General features: G+C 55.0%; 17 protein-coding genes and 2 riboswitches. Of the genes, 12 read left to right on the top strand and 5 right to left on the bottom strand.

Translation table 11 applies throughout. The features are described from left to right. Positions 1-7: 7 nt before the first annotated feature. From JJU47_RS05730 to JJU47_RS05720, 3 genes are all read right to left on the bottom strand, one after another. On the bottom strand, positions 8-1,501 hold the full coding sequence (locus JJU47_RS05730) for a peptide MFS transporter (protein ID WP_228616995.1): 1,494 nt from the start codon (positions 1,499-1,501) through the stop codon (positions 8-10). A gap of 139 nt (positions 1,502-1,640) precedes the next feature. After that, entirely contained in the window at positions 1,641-2,885 is a 1,245-nt protein-coding gene (locus tag JJU47_RS05725) for an MDR family MFS transporter (protein ID WP_228616992.1), read from the bottom strand. Positions 2,886-3,144: 259 nt separating this feature from the next. Then, on the bottom strand, positions 3,145-4,245 hold the full coding sequence (locus JJU47_RS05720) for an AI-2E family transporter (RefSeq protein WP_228616990.1): 1,101 nt from the start codon (positions 4,243-4,245) through the stop codon (positions 3,145-3,147). A 171-nt stretch (positions 4,246-4,416) separates the two neighbouring features. Beyond that, a riboswitch (SAM riboswitch) is annotated at positions 4,417-4,519 on the top strand. A gap of 77 nt (positions 4,520-4,596) precedes the next feature. On the opposite strand from JJU47_RS05720, the gene JJU47_RS05715 reads away from it, so the two are divergent. From JJU47_RS05715 to JJU47_RS05695, 5 genes are all read left to right on the top strand, one after another. Further along, positions 4,597-5,772, top strand: coding sequence for an aminotransferase class I/II-fold pyridoxal phosphate-dependent enzyme (locus JJU47_RS05715; RefSeq protein ID WP_228616988.1), 1,176 nt, complete (start codon positions 4,597-4,599; stop codon positions 5,770-5,772). Then, complete coding sequence (locus tag JJU47_RS05710) at positions 5,769-6,785, top strand: iron-containing alcohol dehydrogenase family protein (RefSeq protein ID WP_228616986.1); 1,017 nt, start codon at positions 5,769-5,771, stop codon at positions 6,783-6,785. The genes JJU47_RS05715 and JJU47_RS05710 overlap by 4 nt, the downstream gene beginning before the upstream one ends. A 41-nt stretch (positions 6,786-6,826) precedes the next feature. Then, positions 6,827-6,931, top strand: a riboswitch (SAM riboswitch). Positions 6,932-7,004: 73 nt separating this feature from the next. Beyond that, positions 7,005-7,826 (top strand): MetQ/NlpA family ABC transporter substrate-binding protein, encoded by an 822-nt coding sequence (locus JJU47_RS05705; RefSeq protein ID WP_228616984.1) that lies wholly within the window; start codon positions 7,005-7,007, stop codon positions 7,824-7,826. Between the two features lie 9 nt (positions 7,827-7,835). Continuing rightward, positions 7,836-8,870, top strand: a complete 1,035-nt coding sequence (locus JJU47_RS05700; RefSeq protein WP_228616982.1) for a methionine ABC transporter ATP-binding protein — start codon at positions 7,836-7,838, stop codon at positions 8,868-8,870. Then, positions 8,842-9,504, top strand: a complete 663-nt coding sequence (locus JJU47_RS05695; RefSeq protein ID WP_228616980.1) for a methionine ABC transporter permease — start codon at positions 8,842-8,844, stop codon at positions 9,502-9,504. Before JJU47_RS05700 ends, JJU47_RS05695 begins: the two co-directional genes overlap by 29 nt. A gap of 28 nt (positions 9,505-9,532) precedes the next feature. Here JJU47_RS05695 and JJU47_RS05690 read toward each other — a convergent pair whose 3' ends face one another. Further along, complete coding sequence (locus tag JJU47_RS05690) at positions 9,533-9,928, bottom strand: Spx/MgsR family RNA polymerase-binding regulatory protein (protein ID WP_228616978.1); 396 nt, start codon at positions 9,926-9,928, stop codon at positions 9,533-9,535. Positions 9,929-10,102: 174 nt separating this feature from the next. On the opposite strand from JJU47_RS05690, the gene JJU47_RS05685 reads away from it, so the two are divergent. The 4 genes from JJU47_RS05685 to JJU47_RS05670 all read left to right on the top strand — a co-directional run bounded on the left by JJU47_RS05685 (position 10,103) and on the right by JJU47_RS05670 (position 14,272). Then, the gene (locus JJU47_RS05685) at positions 10,103-10,486 is read left to right on the top strand and encodes a DUF302 domain-containing protein (protein ID WP_228616976.1); all 384 of its coding nucleotides are present in this window, start codon (positions 10,103-10,105) and stop codon (positions 10,484-10,486) included. Between the two features lie 94 nt (positions 10,487-10,580). Continuing rightward, positions 10,581-11,864, top strand: coding sequence for a hypothetical protein (locus JJU47_RS05680; RefSeq protein WP_228616974.1), 1,284 nt, complete (start codon positions 10,581-10,583; stop codon positions 11,862-11,864). A 101-nt stretch (positions 11,865-11,965) separates the two neighbouring features. Continuing rightward, positions 11,966-13,141 (top strand): hypothetical protein, encoded by a 1,176-nt coding sequence (locus JJU47_RS05675; protein WP_228616972.1) that lies wholly within the window; start codon positions 11,966-11,968, stop codon positions 13,139-13,141. A gap of 225 nt (positions 13,142-13,366) precedes the next feature. Continuing rightward, positions 13,367-14,272 (top strand): methyl-accepting chemotaxis protein, encoded by a 906-nt coding sequence (locus JJU47_RS05670; RefSeq protein ID WP_228616970.1) that lies wholly within the window; start codon positions 13,367-13,369, stop codon positions 14,270-14,272. Between the two features lie 40 nt (positions 14,273-14,312). Here JJU47_RS05670 and JJU47_RS05665 read toward each other — a convergent pair whose 3' ends face one another. Continuing rightward, on the bottom strand, positions 14,313-14,969 hold the full coding sequence (locus tag JJU47_RS05665) for a M48 family metallopeptidase (protein WP_228616967.1): 657 nt from the start codon (positions 14,967-14,969) through the stop codon (positions 14,313-14,315). Between the two features lie 118 nt (positions 14,970-15,087). On the opposite strand from JJU47_RS05665, the gene JJU47_RS05660 reads away from it, so the two are divergent. From JJU47_RS05660 to JJU47_RS05650, 3 genes are all read left to right on the top strand, one after another. After that, the gene (locus JJU47_RS05660; protein ID WP_228616965.1) at positions 15,088-16,278 is read left to right on the top strand and encodes a MalY/PatB family protein; all 1,191 of its coding nucleotides are present in this window, start codon (positions 15,088-15,090) and stop codon (positions 16,276-16,278) included. 64 nt (positions 16,279-16,342) lie between these two features. Then, positions 16,343-17,554 (top strand): hypothetical protein, encoded by a 1,212-nt coding sequence (locus JJU47_RS05655; protein ID WP_228616963.1) that lies wholly within the window; start codon positions 16,343-16,345, stop codon positions 17,552-17,554. Then, entirely contained in the window at positions 17,551-18,690 is a 1,140-nt protein-coding gene (locus tag JJU47_RS05650) for a hypothetical protein (protein ID WP_228616961.1), read from the top strand. Before JJU47_RS05655 ends, JJU47_RS05650 begins: the two co-directional genes overlap by 4 nt. The last annotated feature ends 60 nt before the right edge of the window (positions 18,691-18,750 follow it).

Here is an 18,750-nt window from a genome sequence, read left to right as displayed (position 1 = left end):
GTCTTTTTTAGTGGATTCCGCGCATGTACGTTTTAATGACCGGTGCGAGCGCGAACAAGATGAGACTGAGGACGATGGCCGCGCCACCGATGACCCCGAAGTAAACCATCTCGTTCTCCGGTGAGTAAAAGCGGACGAGCTGCGCATTGATCCCTTGTGCTGCAGCGTTCGACAAGAACCAAAGGGACATCGTCTGGGCCGAGAAGGCAGACGGTGCGAGTTTCGTCGTCGCCGACAGACCGACCGGTGACAAGCTCAGCTCGCCGAGGACGACGATGAAGTAACTGAGGACGAGCCAGAGCGGATTGACGAGCGTGTCGGGTCCGCCGAAATAAGCCGGCAACAAGATGACCAAAAAACTGAGTCCCGCGAACAAGATACCGAACGCGAACTTGACCGGGATGCTCGGCTCCCGGTCACCGAGACGCACCCATAACCAAGCGAACACCGGCGCGAGCATGATGATGAAGAGCGGGTTCAGTGATTGGAACCATGCTGCCTTCAGCTCGATTCCAAGGAAGTTCAAGTTTGTCCGTTGATCGGCGTAGTTCGCGAGAATCGTCGCCCCTTGCTCTTGAATGGCCCAGAACATGACCGAGGCGATAAAGAGCGGGATATAGGCGATGATCCGCGACCGCTCGACTTCTGTCGTTTTCGGACTGCGATACATGACGATGAAGTAAATCGTCGGAATTGCGATCCCGAACACCCCGACGAGTCCGATGAACGTATTGATTGTGAACAGACCGCGCGGGATCAAGACGGCGAGCAGGCCTCCGATCAAGAGGACGGCGATTGTTGAGTATTTGATCGCGTTCTTTCGTTCTGTCGGTGTCAGCGGGTTTGGCACGTAAGATCCGGCCAAGCCGAGATTGCCTTTCTTCGTGACGATGAACACGACGAGTCCGATGAACATCCCGACGGCGGCGAGGGCAAAGCCCCAGTGGAAGCCGTAATCGGCCTGAACTTGTCCGACGATGAGCGGCGAGATGAACGCCCCTAAGTTAATCCCCATGTAGAAGATGCTGAAGCCGGCGTCACGACGACGATCCGTCTCATGATACAAGTCTCCGACGATGCTCGAAACGTTCGGTTTCAATAAACCGGTCCCGATGACAATCAACCCCATCGAAATGAACAAGAACGTCAAACTGCCCGGAACAGACAAGACGATATGTCCGAGCATGATGAACACACCACCATAGAAGACGGCGCGTGACGTCCCGAACACCCGGTCGGCGAGCCAGCCCCCGATGACACCGGACATATAGACGAGCGCTCCGTACACCGACATGATCGACAACGCGACGTTCCGGTCTAGGCCGAGTCCGCCTTCGGACACCTCGTAATACATGTAGAACACGAGGATGGCCCGCATCCCATAGTACGAGAACCGTTCCCAGAACTCGGTGAAGAACAACGTGAACAACCCTTTAGGCTGTCCGAAAAATCCTTTTTGTGGCACACTGTCCACGATTTTCTGCTTATCGATTCTTTCCATGAAGATTCCTCCCAACTGTCATATCATAAAAAGAACCGTTATGTTTGTAAAGTAAAATAGAATCATAATTTCAAAATTTAATTATTTTGAAACGAAACTAAAAACCACACTAAACGTCTAGGTTTAGTGTGGCTAAAAGTCAGGCCGTCTTCTGTTTCGCCTCTGCGGCACGCACACGGCGCCCGAGCTGCCAGTAGATGAGACCGGAGACGCAACTGGCGGCACCGACGAGGAGGAGCGCGACGTGGCCGGCACCCCGATTGAAGAACAAACTCGCAAAGAGCGGGGCCGTCACGCCGCCGATCAACCATTGGATGCTGGCCGCCCCGTTGTAAGCTCCGCGCATATTTTCAGGCGCGATCATGGCGATGAACGTCTGCTGGACCGGGGACATGATCATCTCACCGAGCGTATAGAACGCATAGACGGCGAGGAGGATCGAGACGAGCATGAGGTACGGCGTGCCGAGCGAATAAAGGAGACGCGGCACGACGGCAAGAAGCATCATGCCGACGCCGAACACGGTCGCCCCGGCGAGCATGACGTTACCGAACGGCTTTCGTCCGAGTTTCGAGGCAATCGGGAACTGGAACAATACGACCATGAGCCCGTTCAAGGCGAGCAAATAAGGGAACGGGTTTTCGCGGTCCGTGAACGACGGGAGCGATTCTTTCAAAAACAGCGGTAACATGCTCTCGACGATGGCGAAACCCATCGAGATGAAAACGCCGGCGAAGATGAAGACGAGAAAGACGCGGTCTTGAGAGAAGACGCGCAACACGTCTTGATTCGACAACGGCTCGTGCTCGGTCGTTTCCGGCAACGTCTCCCGAATGAATCGGGCCAGGACGAGGGCGTAGACGGCGAATACGGCCGCGGCCGCGAAAAAGATATATTGTCGGTCGAGGAAGAGCACGGCGCTGCCGAGAAGCGGGCCGAACGCCGCCCCGATGTTGTGCCCCATCCGAAGAAGACCGAACGCCTCGTTCAGTTGTTCCGGTTCGGTCACGTCGGCGACCATGGCGCTCGCGGCCGGATGGAACAGCGAGTTCGTCAAGCCGAGCATCGCGTTCAAAAGCAGTAACGGCCAGAACGAGTCGGCAAAGGCGAAGCCGACGAGGGCGACGGCATCTCCGATGATCGCAATCATCATGACGGGCTTACGGCCATAAAGGTCTGCGAATCGTCCGCCGACGACCGAACCGATGAGCGCCATAATCGGTCCTGTCGCAAGGATGATCCCGACTTGGACGTAACTGTCTAGTTTGTCACTATAGTAAAGGACGAGGAACGGGGCAATCATGAACATCATGACGCCGGTAATCGTCTCGCCGAGAAAACGGATCCAAATATTGCGGTCGAGCCGCTTGAGTGATTGATACATAAGGTTTCACCTGTTTCTATGGAATGAAAAAAGGGACGAGTATGCACGGAGCATACTCGTCCCTGTAAACGCGCGCATGCCACGGAAGGCAGGCGAAACCGTTCTCTGTCAAGAAAGTCGAGGCGCCCGCCTGTCAATATGAAGTTCCGTTTGGTGCATGATCATGACTGACATGGGGCAACCTCCTTTCGTGAATGTTGTGGTGTCTACGTTTCAAATGTATGACAGATAGTTTCAATGTGTCAACACATTTTTCTTGCTAGAGGAGCTCGTTCAAGTTCTTGCGGGTGAGCCGATAATCGATGAGCCGCGACAAGATGACTTGGATCATCGCCGTCACCGGCACACTGACGAACATGCCGACGAGACCGAACAAGCTGCCGCCGATGATGATCGAAGTGATGACCCAGAATGGGGTGATGCCGACGCTGTCCCCGAGAATTTTAGGTCCGAGCCACAGTCCGTCGAACTGTTGCAGTAAGAAGATGAACACTAAGACGAGTACGGCCGTGAACGGGTCATAGAAGTACGTGATGATGAACGCCGGAACCATGCCGAGGAGCGGACCGACGTACGGGATGAAGTTCAAGATGCCGATGATGACACCGAGCAACAGCGCATAAGGGGCGCCGATGATGAGCAGGCCGATGACGGCCATCACGCCGATGATGAGACAGTCGAGCGACTTCCCGATAATGTAGCGCTTGAAGATATAGTCCATCTCTTGAAAGATGTCGATCGTCGTCTTTGCTGTCGCGACCGGGAACATCGCATAGAGCAGACGTTTGAACATGCGGGCGAACACTTCCTTGTCTTTCAACAAGTAAATCGAGATGACGATACCGATCAAGAAGTTGATGAGCGTCATCGTGAAGCTCGAGACGTAGCTGACCGAGGACAAAACAGCCGCCTCGACCCAGCCCGAGTAGCGCTCCTCGAATCGTTTGAAGTCGAGCGTCTGGGCGATCGTCTCGTTATAGTCGTGTAAAAACGTGTTCAATTGGCCTAAAAACCCGTCGATTTGTCGAATGTAGAACGGAAGCTCCTCAATCAGCGAGGAGACGCTCGAGTAAATACGCGGAAACAACGTGATGGCCGAGATGACGAGCAGTCCGATGAACGTCACGTAGACGATCAACAGCCCTTGGTATCGTTTCAGTGCAAACCGTTCTTCCATATAAGAAAGGACCGTGTTCAACAACAAGGCGATGGCAATCCCCATGATGACGGGCGTCAACAGTTGAAACGTATATTGTAAGACGCGAGAGATTGTGTCCGGCTCACTGATGACTCGCCATAAGACGAGAAAGATTAGCCCGATCACACTTAATTTCCAAATCAATTGACGGTTTAGCTCCACTAGTCCATCCCCTCATCTTCTATTTTTTTCAGAATAACGTTCTTCTTTTACTATGACCGTTTTTTTTCAGGGTTTCAAGAGGGCTTCATCAATTTTCAAAATAAGGATTGACAGGATTGGTAACGTTTGGTTTACTAAAGGACATATTACACATAAATCGCATATAAACACTTTCTATCAAGAGAAGCGGAGGGACTGGCCCGATGAAGCTTCAGCAACAGATTGTTTTCCAATACTGTGCTAATTCCAGCAAGGTGACCTTGAGAGATGGGAAGGTGGTTGTTTGAATACGTCCGTATCTCGACACCCCTTTCCGCGGAAAGGGGTGTTTTTTGCATAGGAGGACCATCCATGGCAGACAGACGTTCAAACTTACTTAAAACTTTACCACCGCAGCATTTCGTCGGGCTCGCGGCCGAAGTGGCCGCGCTCGAACAGGCAGGGGCGGAGATCATCCGGCTCGGACAAGGCACGCCGGACTTGCCGACACCCGCGCCGATCTGCGAGGCGCTCGAGGCGGCGCTCCTCGACCCCACTACCCACCAGTACGGACCGTTCCGGGGACAAGACCGATTGAAACGGGCGGTCGCGACGTTCTATTTGAACGAGTACGGGGTCGAAGTCGACGCCGCGAGCGAAGTGGCCATCTTGATCGGCTCTAAATCCGGGCTGATCACGTTGCCGCAATGTGTCCTCGAGCCGGGGGACGGCATCTTGCTCCCGAACCCTGGCTATCCGGATTACATCTCGGGGGCCCGGCTCGCCGGGGCGCACGTTCATGACCTCGTCTTGACAGAAGCCAACGATTTTCTTCCCGACTACCACACACTCGACACGCATGGGGCGCGGCTCATGTATTTGAACTACCCGAGTAATCCGACAGGTGCCGTCGCGAGTCCGGCTTTCTTCGAGGAGACGGTACGGTTCGCCAAGGAGCGGGACCTCATGGTCGTCCATGACTTCGCCTACGGCAGCATCGGCTTTGATGGCCATGTGCCCCCGAGCTTTCTCCAAGCCGGCGGGGCGAAAGACGTCGGCATCGAAGTGTACACGATGTCAAAAGCGTTCAACATGTCCGGTTGGCGCGTCGCGTTCGCCGTCGGCAACAAAGATATCATCGAAGCGATCAACACGTACCAGGATCACGTCCACGTCAGCGTCTTCTCGGCCATCCAGGAGGCGGCGGTGGCGGCACTCGAATCCCCGAAATCCCTTCGCGATGATTTGGCCCGTCTGTATGAGGCTCGGCGGGACCGATTGGTGAACGGGTTGCGTCAAGCTGGTTGGGACGTCCCGGCCCCGAAAGGCTCGTTCTTCGTTTGGGCAAAAGTTCCGGAAGGCGATGCCAAATCATTTTCTCAGAAGCTGCTCCATGAGGCCGGGGTGGCGGTGACGCCGGGGTATTTCTTCGGCACGGAAGGCGATCGGTACGTCCGGTTCGGCCTCGTGTCACCGGAACCGAAGATCGATGAGGCCGTCGCCCGCATCGAGCAGCTGTTCGCCGCTTATGAGGAGGTACGGACATGATTCGCCAAGCCGTCCTCGAGTATGATCACGCCGATGACGCCCTCGATCGGCTCGACGAACTGATTGGAGGCCGCCGGGTCCATGTGCTCTGCGGTCAAAGCGGTTACGAGGCCGTCAAGCGAATCCTGCCGGCGATCGCCGACTATCCGACAACTCGGTTTCGTGGCGAGTGCATGGATGCGGAGGCAGCACGGATCGACCTCGCAAATACTGCCGTGTTGATCGCCATCGGTGGCGGGAAACTCGTTGATACGGCAAAACTCGCGGCAGTAGAGCGGGACATCCCGCTCATCGTCATCCCGACGCTCGCGTCCAACTGTGCCGCTTTCACGCCGCTCAGTGTCGTGTACCGGGAGGACGGGAGTTATGATCGTTACGACGTGTTCCGTGTCGTCATTGAACGGGTCATCGTCGACGCGCGCGTCATCGTCAGCTCTCCGTACGACTATTTCCGGGCCGGGGTCATCGATACGGTCGCCAAGCATTATGAGGCCCGCTATTTGAGCGGTGAACGTTCGCGAGACGCCGGGGTCAACTCGGGACTCGTCCTCGCCGAGCAATGTGGTCGTCTAGTCGAGCTCGACTTGAGCGAGGCGGCCTTCCGCGCCTACGGGGAAGACATCCGTTTCGCCGTCGACCACGTGCTTGCCATCGGCGGGGCCGTCGGCGGCTTCGGGGACGCCGGGACACGTGTCGCGGTCGCCCATGCCGTCCATAACGCCCTCAGTCAGTTCGTGACGACCCATGCGTTCTTGCACGGGGACAAAGTCGGGTTTGGGCTGCTCGTCCAAGAATCGTTGCGCCGTTCACCTGACGTGGACCGCCTTCATTCTTGGCTCGAGCAAGTAGGGGCCCCGACGACGCTCGAGGCACTCGGATTGTCCGTAGACGATATCCCGCGACTCGTGGCATCGGTCATCGGTGAGACGACGCTTCAACAGTTGCCTGAACCGGTCAATAGTGACTATTTGAAAATAATTTTTGAAAATTTACAGAAAACTATTTACAGATAAAAGAAAAATGAGTAATATTAAGACAATTACATAAGACCGATTGCTTATCAAGAGTGGTGGAGGGACTGGCCCTGTGAAACCCGGCAACCAGATCGTTATGATCATGGTGCTAATTCCAACAGACGGAAACGTCTGGGAGATGAGCGTGTCCGACTTTGCTGTGTCGTGCCCGCCTCTCTTGATGAGTGGCGGGCTTTCATTTTGGAGGAGGAATTATCCATGAACATCAAATCAAAAACAGTACTTGCCGGAACATCACTACTCGCAGCGATCGCCTTATCGGCGTGCGGACAAACGGACGCGAGCGAGGCGCTCAGCACCGAAGCGCTCACAATCGGCGTGACCGGCGGGCCGCACCAACAGATCGCTGAGGAAGTGAAGAAACTCGCGGCCGAGGATGGGCTCGAGCTCGACATCAAGGTGTTCAACGATTACAACACCCCGAACGCGGCATTGGCCGAAGGCAGCCTCGACGTCAACAGCTATCAGACGCTGTCGTTCCTCGAGCTGCAAAAAGCCGACAAAGGGTATAAGATCGACGACGTCTTCAAGACGGTCGCGTTCCCGATGGGGCTCTATTCGGACAAGCTGACCGACATCGACGACTTGAAGGAAGGCGACAAAGTCGCCGTGCCGAACGACCCGGCGAACGAACTCCGTGCCCTTCGCCTTTACGAGACGGCCGGCCTGATCACGCTGAAGGAAGGTTTGACGGATAAAGCGACGAAACGTGACATCGCCGAGAACCCGCTCAACCTCGAATTCATCGAGCTCGAGGCGTCGCAGCTCCCGACACAGCTCCCGGAAGTCGCGCTCGCCGCCATCAACACGAACTTCGCGATGGGAGCAGGACTCTCGATCAACGAGGACGCCCTGTTCCACGAAGACACGGTCGACAACCCGTATCCGAACTACGTCGTCGTCCGGAGCGACAATAAAGAGGATGAAGTCGTCGAGACGCTCAAGTCGTACTACCACTCAGACGAGATTCGGACGTTCATCGAAGAGACGTTCAACGGCTCGATCGTCCCGGCATTTTAAGGAGGCGCCATGATTGCACTAAAACAGATCAAAAAGACGTTCACTGTCAACAAAGGTACGGTCACGGCGCTCGATGACGTCTCGCTCACGATTGAAAAAGGCGAGATTTTCGGCATCATCGGACGAAGCGGTGCCGGGAAGAGTACGCTCATCCGGATGATCAACCTGCTTGAACGCCCGACGTCGGGCCAAGTCGAGATCGAAGGGCAAGACATCACGAAACTCGGGAAAAAGGAACTCTCGAAGCTCCGGCACCGCATCGGGATGATCTTCCAACATTACAACTTGCTCAAAACGGCCACGGTCGAAGACAACGTCGCCATCCCGCTCCGCTTAGAGGGACTCGATAAACAAACGATCCGACAACGCGTCGACAAATACCTCGACATCGTCGGACTGACCGACCATCGTAATCATTACCCGGAGCAGCTCTCAGGTGGCCAAAAACAACGCGTCGCCATCGCCCGTGCCCTCGCGCATGAGCCGGACATTCTGCTCAGCGATGAGGCGACGAGCGCGCTCGACCCGGAGACGACCGAGTCGATTCTCGACTTGTTGCTGGAAATCAACCGCGAGCTCGGGTTGACGATTTTCCTCATCACCCACGAGATGGAAGTCATCGAGCGGATCTGTGACCGTGTCGCCGTCATCGACGGTGGCAAGATCGTCGAAGAGGGGAACGTGCTCGACGTGTTCTCGGACCCACAACACGCGACGACGCAAAAATTCTTGAAGACGAACCTCGACGTCCCGGAAGAAGTCGTCGAGGAACTGAGCACTCACGGGACGCTCGTCCACTTGTCGTTCATCGGCAGCCAAACTGAACAGGCGGTGCTCGCCCAGCTGACGAAGCGGTTCGGGCTGCTCCCGAACATCATCGGCGGTGGCATCAAAAAGTTAAAAGGCGGTCTCGTCGGCAACTTGCTCGTTCACCTCGACGGCGAGGCGGGACAGACCGATCAAGCTGTCCGCTACCTCGAAGCGAGCGGTGTGAAAGTGAAGGAGGTGACGAACCATGCTACAGTTTTGGACCGATTGGGGTGACTTGATTTGGAACGGGACGCTCCAGACGTTGACGATGACCGGCATCGCCCTCGTCATCTCGACGTTCATCGGACTGCCGCTCGGGCCGCTCCTCGTCTTGACGCGTCCGAGCGGGCGACTGTCGAACCGTTACGTCTATGGTGCCCTTTCTAGCGTCATCAACGTCGTCCGTTCGATCCCGTTCATCATCCTGTTATTCTTCATCTTGCCGTTCACGCGCTTCATCATGGGGACGACGATCGGCGTGCAAGGTGTCCTTCTCCCGCTCATCGTCTTCACGGCACCGTATATCGCGAGGCTGATGGAGTCGGCGCTCCTCGAGGTCGACCGTGGCGTCGTCGAGGCGTATGAGGCGATGGGCATCTCGACGCGGAAAATCATCTGGTACGTCCTCATCCGTGAGGCCCGCTCGTCGATTGTGCTCGGTTTGACGATCGCGACGATCGGATTGATCGGGGCGACCGCGATGGCCGGTCTCGTTGGGGCGGGCGGTCTCGGCGATATCGCTTATCAATACGGGCATCTCCGTTTCGAACCGGAAGTCATGTACGTGACGATCTTCGTCTTGATCTTGCTCGTCCAGTCGATTCAATCGTTCGGTAACCGTTTGGCGGCCCATCTGAAGAAGGCATAAGAAAAAGAGCTCTGCTTCGGCAGGGCTCTTACTTGTTGTCGAGCAATCGTTTGAGCTCGGCGATCCGGTCATGTCGGGGGATGAACGTGCGAATCTCTTTCTCGCTGAACCCGATCTGGATTCGGTTGTCATCGACGACGATCGGACTTTTCAAAATCTGTGGGTGCGTCGCCACAAAACTATACAGTTCGCGGAGCGACATCTCATCCAATTGGTCCGCCGCCTGTTTATACACACTCTTCTGTACGGACAACAGGTCGGTCGTCCCATTCTCGGTGAGTCGGAGCATATCTTTGAACTCGTTGAATGACATCCCTTGATCGGTCAATTTTTTCTCGATGAACGGGATATTCTGTTCACGTAACCAATCGATCGTCTTGCGGGAAGAACTGCAACTTGTATGCGTGAATACGGTGACCGCCACGACAACCACATCTCCTTTTTGTAAGGTTGGATCATTTTATTTTCTCTCATCCATACGAGACGGAGCAAGAATATGTTTCAAATCACATACACTTTTTTTCATGAGGACAGTACGGTTCGTTCTAAGCGAGTTCGGGTACATGACGAAAGAGACTACAACCAAGGAGGGAAACGCATGTTTGATTACACAGTGAAGACGGATCAATCGGTGGCGGATGTCGTCGAGAAGTTGAAAGTGACGCTCAAAGAAGAAGAGTTTGGCGTGTTGTGGGATTTCGATTTGAGCGAGACGCTCGAGGAAAAAGGACAGGCGATTGACGGGGACTATCGCATCCTTGAGGTGTGTAACCCGAAAGAGGCGAAAAAAGTGTTGACGGCGCACCGCGAGGGCGGCTATTTCCTCCCGTGCAAGCTCGCCGTGTTCACGAAGGACGGCGCGACTCATGTCGGGATGCCGAAGCCGACGAAACTGATTGAGTTGATTGAAGATGATTCGCTCCAGTCGATCGCCAGAGATGTCGAGACGCGACTGACGCGTGCCATCGATCGAAGTGTATAAGTGATGACGCCCGCCCACAAGGCGGGTTTTTTATGTATTTTAATAAGTAAGATAATGGTAAAATTGGAGCATCAAGAAAAAAGGGGCGGTACGATTGAAGCCGAAAATGATAGCAATCGCGTTGAGTCTGCTCATCCTCTCAGGGTGCGGGAGCGAGCGGGACAGCGCACTGAAATTAGATTATATCGATGAACATTGGATTGTCGGCCATTATACGACAGATAAGAAGCCGATGACTGATGTCGGAACGGTGCTCGAGGCGTGTACGGGTGAATTGACGACGGTACTCGAGGGTGAACTGATTGTACACGATACAATCGTAGTGAGCCGTCCTCCGTTCACGAACGCAGGAGATGACTTCATGTACAAGGCGGTCACGTATGTGGAAGGGGACCAACTGTACGCGGTCTGCCGGGACATGGTCTCGCCGTACCTCCAGGCGGAAGTCGTTCAATCGTTCCCGCAACAAGTCGCCTCCGCGCAACCGGTCGACCGGGCACCGGTCGTGTTACCGGTCTCAGCATCGGACAAGGAAGCATTCCTCAAAGCGGATACGTTGCAGGACCATCCGTTCAAGCTCGAACCGTTCCGTGATGCCGTGTTCTCTTACTCACAGGCGTTCTACGGTGAAATCGAGATTGCAATCGACGGATGGCCGCCGTTGTTCCCGCTTCATATGTTTGAACCGGCGTCCGCAGGGATCGGTGATATCCAGATGATGTTCGCATCGAGCGAGAGCGAGTCGTTACCTTACATCTTGATGCGATACGGGGACGGACACATCTCTTCCCAACCACTCGAGGTGACGTTCGATGCGACGGAGTCGGCCCCTCGCTTCGAGTCACTCGAGGTCGAACGGCTACCGCTCGATGCGGATGTCCTCATACCGGATGTGTCTTACCCGATTTTTGCATTTCATTATAAGAAAGAGGGGAAGAGCGAGACGTCTGAAGTGACCTTGACGTATCGGGAAGGGACGTTCAGTACAGAAGAAGACCGAGATCTGAGGCAGCAATTCGCAGACGAACAGTTGGCGAATCGGGGTGCGGAGCCATATGTATACGTCCATAAGAAACCGTTCAATTTTGACGAGACGCTCGGTTACCCGGACGTCCTCAAGGCAGCGGGGACCGATATGGATGAGCTAATCGAGGCCATCGAGTTGGCCGAGCCCGTCAAACGGAGCGGCGAGACGGGTGCGTACCCACTACTGACAATCGTGGACGGCTTGAAAGGACAGCAGTTCGCCATCTCGTTTAAACAACGGTCGAAGAAACATGACGTGTACATCACCGACCTCTTGTCGGAACAGACGTATAAATTGACGAGTGAAGGGGCCGAGACGTTCTTTTCGTACTTCCCCCAAGTGAGAAAGTGAGTGTCGCCATGAATCGAGAAAGATGTAAAACTAAATACTTCTATTTGATCGCCTTCGGACTCATCCTTACGCTATCAGGTTGCGATGAATCGGAGGATGTCGTGCGGTATAATTATATCGAGTCCCATTGGACGGCCGAACGTGTGACGATGGATGAACAGGTCCAACAAGCCGACCCGAAAACGATTCTCACACAATGTGAGGAGCAGGAGCTGGTCTCTGAAATCGAAGGGGAGGCTTTGACGATGCTCGGTATCGCCTATGCAACACGAATGCCCTTCACTGAGCAAGATGGAACGACGTACGCGTTCTCCCAAGTCGCATATGTCGAAGGGGAGTCGCTCTATGCGCTCTGTCAATCCAATCATCTTGAAGGATATCGGGCCGTCAAGCTTGAGACACGTCCTGATTTTCTGAAGGACGAGCAAGGAATCGAAATACCAATACGCCCTCATATCGAATCGGCCGCAGATGAGGCGCGGGACACGCTACAGCGTAAAGACTCGATTTATGAAGACGGTCAAGGACAGAGAATACGACCGTTCACCGAAACATTGATGACAATCTCACCTAGCTTCAATGGGGTCATCGAATTCGGTATCGGAGATGAAGGGATTTATCATCCGTATTTCGACTTTGCACCTTACCTCGTTAAACAAGACACATACGTCGCGCTCGGGTATGATGTGAGTACAAATCTACCTTATATGCTCCTTTCACATGATGGCAGATACTACGGGACGCACCCGATACACGACAGCGACTTCGTTCAAGGGGCAGACCACGTTTCGGTACGGGCGTTAGTTGAGGAAAAAACATTAGACCCTCTTCAACCGTCTCCATTATATGAATTAACGTTTGAGTTAGACGGACAGATTGTCACGAAGAAGCTCTCGATTCGTTTTCACCCCAACGCCCTGTTACGAGAACCATCAGAAGTTGAACCTATGTCACTCGCCTATCTACATCGAAGCGCTTATCAACCGAACGTGCCGTTTTATTACCCGGATGCGATCAGTCTCGGCCATGATGCGCATGAGCGATTGATTGAAGCGCTTAATGAAGCGAACCCGACGAAACGAGTCGGTGAGTCCGGCGCGTACAACTATTTGACGCTATTCCAAGGAAACCGTGGCCAACAGTTTGAGCTTTCCTATCACAAAAGGTCAAGTAAGCTTGATGTTTACATAAAAGAGATTGACACAGAGCGGCAGTTTAAGTTGACGAGTGAAGGGGCTGAGACGTTCCAGGACGTATTCCCCCAAGCGTTCAAATGAAGAAACAACCGGCGCTGAAAAACATCTGGAACACCCAATTTCGGGTGTTCCTTTCTTGCTTAATGAAAAGGATTCTACATGGTAAATACTTCAAACTCAAGATATTGACCATCTGTACAAATCCTCACTAGGCGGGACTTTTCTCACACGGTAAACTGAAATTCCAACACATTAAAGGGATAAAGTCCTAATACAATTCATGTAACTAAGGTGGGATTAATCGGAATGACACAACTTAGCAATCGTACGCTCGCAGCACCGGACGTCTTGACTACAATCGCCGCCAATATGGCGATGATCCGTTTCGACCGTCAGCGCCGCGTCGTCGACGTGAACGACTTGTTCGCCAAGACGATGAAATATCGCCGTGATGAGATGATCGGCATGCAACACCATTTGTTCTGCACGCCGCAATTCGTCGGCAGTTCCGATTATCAGGCGTTTTGGAACAAACTGTTCAGCGGCTTCAGTGCATCCGACAAGATCGAGCGCATCGACGCCCGCGGCGAATCGATCTGGCTCGAGGCGACGTATATGCCGATCTTCGAAGGGGACGAGGTCGTTGGTGTCGTGAAAATCGCTTCGGACATCACCGATCGGCAGCTGACGATCGAACGTTATGCGCGCTCATTCCGGGACTTGGCAGAAGACTTGGACGCGCGGGCTCAGAGCGGTATGGAAGAGAGCCATCATTTGAAGAAGACGATCGAGCGCCTTGAGCGGGACGCGTCCGTCAACTTGTCGACGCTCGGGAAGCTGCAAGAGCAAGCCAGTGAGATTACGAAAATCGCGAGCACGATTAAAGAAATCGCCGCGCAGACAAATTTATTGTCGCTCAATGCGGCAATCGAAGCGGCCCGGGCCGGGGAGCACGGGAACGGGTTTAACGTCGTCGCGACAGAAGTACGCAACCTATCCCGTCTCGTCGAACGTGCCGTCATCGAAGTGCGCGCCAATACGGACGGGATGAACAAAGAGCTCGCCTCCATCGTCGACGGGGTATCACGATCGAACGAGGACATCCACGCCAGCGTGACCATCATGGAAGAGACATTGCGTCGGTTCGAGAGCATCGAACAGTCGGCCGAATCGTTGAACGGCGCGACCGAGCAGTTCACCACGGTCATCTGAAGAATTAAAACCAATCGTCCGGGGCAGGAAACGCCCTCGTTCAATTGGTTTTTTTGATGCGCAGCGTATGTCCATTTTGTCGGAGCCAATCCTTCGCCCATGCCACGTTCGGATAGACCGATTCGACGGTCGACCAAAAAGATTTTGAATGATCGAAATGGACGAGATGCGCCCACTCGTGCGCAATCACATAATCGAGCACTTCCGGTGGGGCGAGCATGAGGCGGACGTTGATCGAGATGGTGCCTGTTGAGCTGCAGGAGCCCCAACGCGTCTTTTGGTGGCCGATCCGAATGTTTGTCGCACGCACCCCGAGCAACCGCTCGTAACGCGCCGCGCGTTCCGTGACATGCCGCAGCGCCTCCTCGCGGAGCCAGCGCTCGTACGCGTCTCGTAACGTCGGTTCGTCCCAGTGGCCTGGGCAGAGGAACTTCTCCCCGTCATATGTAAACGAACGGGTGGAGCTTGAACGGATGAGAGGTAACGTGTCGCCCCGGTAGAAGAGACGATTTTCCGGCAACGGGCTCACTTGCGGTATGGCAGCAAGCCGCGTCTCGATCCAGTCCGCGTGGTCGCGCAAGATGGCATCGACTACCCGTTGCGGGAGCCGGGCCGGGATACGGAGCTCGACGCCTTCTGTCGTCACATAAAATGCGGCCCGTTTTCGCCGCTTATGGCGGATGACGGTCACGGTCATCGTTCTCACCTCCATGTCTTTGTCTTGCTCGATTATAGACCACGTCTCGAAAATCTGCCACGCTTTTGCCGACAAGGACCTCTTCATTTTTGTTACAGTAAGAAGAGGAGGGATGAACATGAAATCAATCTTACATCAAACGCTCGACCGGACCGGCACCGACTCGGTGAAATGGGATGGACTTGAGCGCTGGTTCCATTTGAAATCGGATGTGCTCCCGTTATGGGTGGCGGATATCGATGTCCGCACCGCACCCGCCATCAGCGAGGCACTCACGGCACGGGCAGCGACGGGGGAGTTTGGGTATACACTCTTCTCCCGTGATGCACAACGAGCGGTCAGTGACTGGTACAGTCGTCGTCATGACGTCAAGTTCGACCCGAACCATGTCTTGTTCTCAAGCGGTGTCGTCCCCGGGCTGACCCATATCGTCGAGGCGTTGACCGAAGAAGGGGACGGGGTCGTCATCCAGTCACCCGTCTATCCTCCGTTCCATGAACTCGTGACAGGATTGAAGCGTGAACTGCTCGACGCCCCGCTCATCCAAGTCAATGGTCGTTACGAAATGGACTTTGACGCCCTTGAGGCGGCGATGCGCCAAGCGAAACTGTTCTTACTCTGCTCGCCGCACAATCCGGTCGGACGCGTGTGGACGGAGTCCGAGCTCGCTCGTGTCATCGAGTTGGCGCGACGTCATGACGTCATCATCGTCGCCGATGAGATTCACGCCGACTTGACCTATCCGTCCCAACAGCACGTTGCGATCGGAAAGCTCGATGAACAAGTCATCACGGTGAGTGCGCCTTCGAAGGCGTTCAACATCGCAGGACTGTTCGCTTCGTACATCATCTGTCCGGATGACGCCTGGCGCAAGCGCATCATCCAAGTCCAGAACAAACATCACGTCCTGCCGACGCCGTTCGCCAATACGGCCATCATCGCGGCGTACACGGACCCCCGGGCCGAGCGGTGGCTCGATCAGTTGACGGCCGAGCTCGAGGAACAGGCGCAATATGTCGTCGGTCGCTTCCGTGATTCGATGCCGCAACTGACTTGTTATATGCCTGAGGCGAGCTATCTGCTCTGGATCGACTTCGAGCCGCTCGGTCTCGAACCGGAGGCGCGTAAGAAGTGGCTGCAAGAAGACGTTCGCATCTTCCTCTCGCCAGGGGTGCCGTTCGGGGAATCCGGGCGCTCGTTCGAACGATTGAACTTCGGGACGCGTCGCACCCTCATCGACGAGGCTCTCGAGCGCTTGATTCGGCAAGTGGGCGAGAATGAACAACGCACAGGAAACGCGTTTGTATGAAACGAGAAACGGGAAAAATTTCACAACGAGCCAACGAACATGGCGCTAGAAAGCAGGTGAGACGATGGAGACGATCAATTGGAAGAAAAAGATGGAGGAGCAGCTGAGACGGAGCGGCTTCACGCTCCAGGTCGAAAATATGGCCAATCTCGGACTGACCGAGATCCACGCGTCCTCGTCTCCGCTCATCTTCTATCCGCTCCGGGTCCGGCTTTATGAACGGATGGGCTGGCTTATGTGCACCGTCGACGCGACGACGGTCGACCGGAGCGAAGAGCATCCCTTGTTCGAGCGCATGGTCGCCGCTGTGTTCGAACGGATCGTCCGCCATTTGTACCACGCCTACGATTTCCACTTGTTGACGTATATCGGGAACACCGGCAACTACATCGCTCCGAAAGATTCAGAGACAGGCGAAATCGTCCGTCTGCTCGCCCAAGTTTGGAATGACCGCTCGTACTTGCACCTTGAGACGTACGAGGAGTACCCGGCTTTATACGTGACGCCGCCTTGGGCCCACCAGGCGTATGCGTTCGAAAGCACGGATGATGAGTGGATCGTCTACGCCGGACGGAGCGGGCGACCGGCGACAGACTACCGCGCTGACGGGACGGAGCTTCGGCCCCATCGACTCAGTGAGGGGGATTTATTTTTCCCGGTCGATCGCATCTCGAAAGAACGAGGTCCGCTCGCCCTTGCGGAATGGCTCCGGCTTGAGCGGCGGGAAGTCGAGGACTTCATGCTCGCCTTCATGCGGACGATTCGAAAATTCGATCCCTCGTTCGGTTTTGCCTGGGGCGGGACGGAGACGTTCTTCCATGGCGTCCCGGTCGAGCCTTACGCTCAAGTGCTTCGGCTCGAGAGTGGCAAACGCCGCTATCGTGTCATGAACAACTCCGCCAAGCGCTTGTTCGCGGTCGCCGACGATCCGATTGTTTGCCTGAATGAAGTCGAACAGACGTTACGGACGGTACGGCTGCCAGACCATCGCGTCTCGGCGCTCGGTCAACTCGTCATGGGGATTTGGCAACAGTTCGAGTCGGACGAGGCGACGTATATACAAGAAGTTGCGTACCGGGGTATTTCTAAATTCCAAATCGAAGAGAAAATCGGGCACGCGCTCGCCAATCAACAACGCGTCCGTTGGATCGAGAAATCCGACCCCCATCAGTCGGTCATCGAATACGCACATTTACGCGTCTCGTTCCCGAAACGGCCGCCTGGACTCGTCACTGTCGAGCCGCTCGAGTCTCCTTATGAAAGAGGTGCCTTATGAGAATTGTCGATGCTAGAGCGATGCCGATCAGCCATGAGGATTTGATCGCCGTCACCGACTCATCCGTCTACTATCGCGAAAAGTCAGGAGAGACAGGTTTCTCCATCTATCGTTTCGATGAGGTGGACGGGGCCGTCACCAAGATCAACCGGCGCCCTTATGAAGACTACGGAATCTCTAAACTGTTCATGAGCAACGGCCGCGTGTACTTTTTGAACGAGACACCGGACCGGTCGGGTGTCGTCCGGACCGAGCTCGTCGCGCTCGACTATCGTTCCGGCCGTGAAGACGTGCTCGCCACGTTCGAGAAACGGGGCAACAGCACACTCTATTGGGCGCTCGCGGATCGTTACTTCCTCTTTTTGACGAACTATGAATCGACAGACGAGGCGTGGCTTTTTGACGCCGAGACGGGCCGCCAAGAGCGGATTCGCGATGAGCGGCTCATCGGTCAGGCCGGACGTTTCCGGGAACTGTATTTGTTCACGACCGAGTTCGAAGGGGTCCCGTACGTCGTCTGCAACGCACGCCTCGACGAATTCGATTATTATGACGCGCTAGAATCGGGCCGGGTCTCCCCGGACGACCCGATTGACCACTCGGAGGCGATCCTCGTCTGCTCTCTCGAAGAGGCCGTCGAATCGATTTGGGCCAAGGCGGAAGAAGTTCCGTTCGAGGACTTGATTCGGCTGCACGGGGAAGGGGACACCGTGCAGTATCTCGGAGAGAAAGATGGACATCTCCGGTTCGCGGCGTTCATCGATGAAGCGAACGAAGAGACGATTTACGAACTGACGGCACCTGACGTATTGCGTGAGGTCGGGGTCATCGATTGGGGCGCTTACGAACCGATCGACTTCACGTACGATGATGTCGGCTCGACGATCTTCATCAAAGTCGAAGAGTCGGCAGAGCATACGGAACTCATCGATGCGACGACGGGCGCGCGCTATTTAGACACGGCCCCGTTCGAGCGCGTGCTCGCTGGGACATATTTTGTCCACGAATCGGCAGAGGGCGAACGCGGGGGCGTCAGCATCTTCCATCTCGAGGCGAACGAACGTCAGTCGTTCGAGGACGCTTACTATACGGTGCTCGATGACACGATCGTCATCTTGTCGACACGACAATTGTGAAAAGACACGGTTCCCTGAAACATGGGGACCGTGTCTTTATAGTCTGGTTTACATAATAAG

The organism is Exiguobacterium sp. (assembly GCF_020832205.1).
Taxonomy (GTDB): Bacteria; Bacillota; Bacilli; order Exiguobacteriales; family Exiguobacteriaceae; genus Exiguobacterium.
This window is presented reverse-complemented; position numbering and strand designations above follow the sequence as displayed.

Bases quoted from the DNA above. Each gene is read 5' to 3' on its own strand.
- JJU47_RS05705 (WP_228616984.1), top strand. From the start codon at position 7,005: ATGAACATCAAATCAAAAACAGTACTTGCCGGAACATCACTACTCGCA.
- JJU47_RS05710 (WP_228616986.1), top strand. From the start codon at position 5,769: ATGATTCGCCAAGCCGTCCTCGAGTATGATCACGCCGATGACGCCCTC.
- JJU47_RS05660 (WP_228616965.1), top strand. From the start codon at position 15,088: ATGAAATCAATCTTACATCAAACGCTCGACCGGACCGGCACCGACTCG.
- JJU47_RS05725 (WP_228616992.1), bottom strand. From the start codon at position 2,885: ATGTATCAATCACTCAAGCGGCTCGACCGCAATATTTGGATCCGTTTT.
- JJU47_RS05695 (WP_228616980.1), top strand. From the start codon at position 8,842: ATGCTACAGTTTTGGACCGATTGGGGTGACTTGATTTGGAACGGGACG.
- JJU47_RS05665 (WP_228616967.1), bottom strand. From the start codon at position 14,969: ATGACCGTGACCGTCATCCGCCATAAGCGGCGAAAACGGGCCGCATTT.
- JJU47_RS05700 (WP_228616982.1), top strand. From the start codon at position 7,836: ATGATTGCACTAAAACAGATCAAAAAGACGTTCACTGTCAACAAAGGT.
- JJU47_RS05685 (WP_228616976.1), top strand. From the start codon at position 10,103: ATGTTTGATTACACAGTGAAGACGGATCAATCGGTGGCGGATGTCGTC.
- JJU47_RS05730 (WP_228616995.1), bottom strand. From the start codon at position 1,501: ATGGAAAGAATCGATAAGCAGAAAATCGTGGACAGTGTGCCACAAAAA.
- JJU47_RS05655 (WP_228616963.1), top strand. From the start codon at position 16,343: ATGGAGACGATCAATTGGAAGAAAAAGATGGAGGAGCAGCTGAGACGG.
- JJU47_RS05670 (WP_228616970.1), top strand. From the start codon at position 13,367: ATGACACAACTTAGCAATCGTACGCTCGCAGCACCGGACGTCTTGACT.
- JJU47_RS05650 (WP_228616961.1), top strand. From the start codon at position 17,551: ATGAGAATTGTCGATGCTAGAGCGATGCCGATCAGCCATGAGGATTTG.
- JJU47_RS05715 (WP_228616988.1), top strand. From the start codon at position 4,597: ATGGCAGACAGACGTTCAAACTTACTTAAAACTTTACCACCGCAGCAT.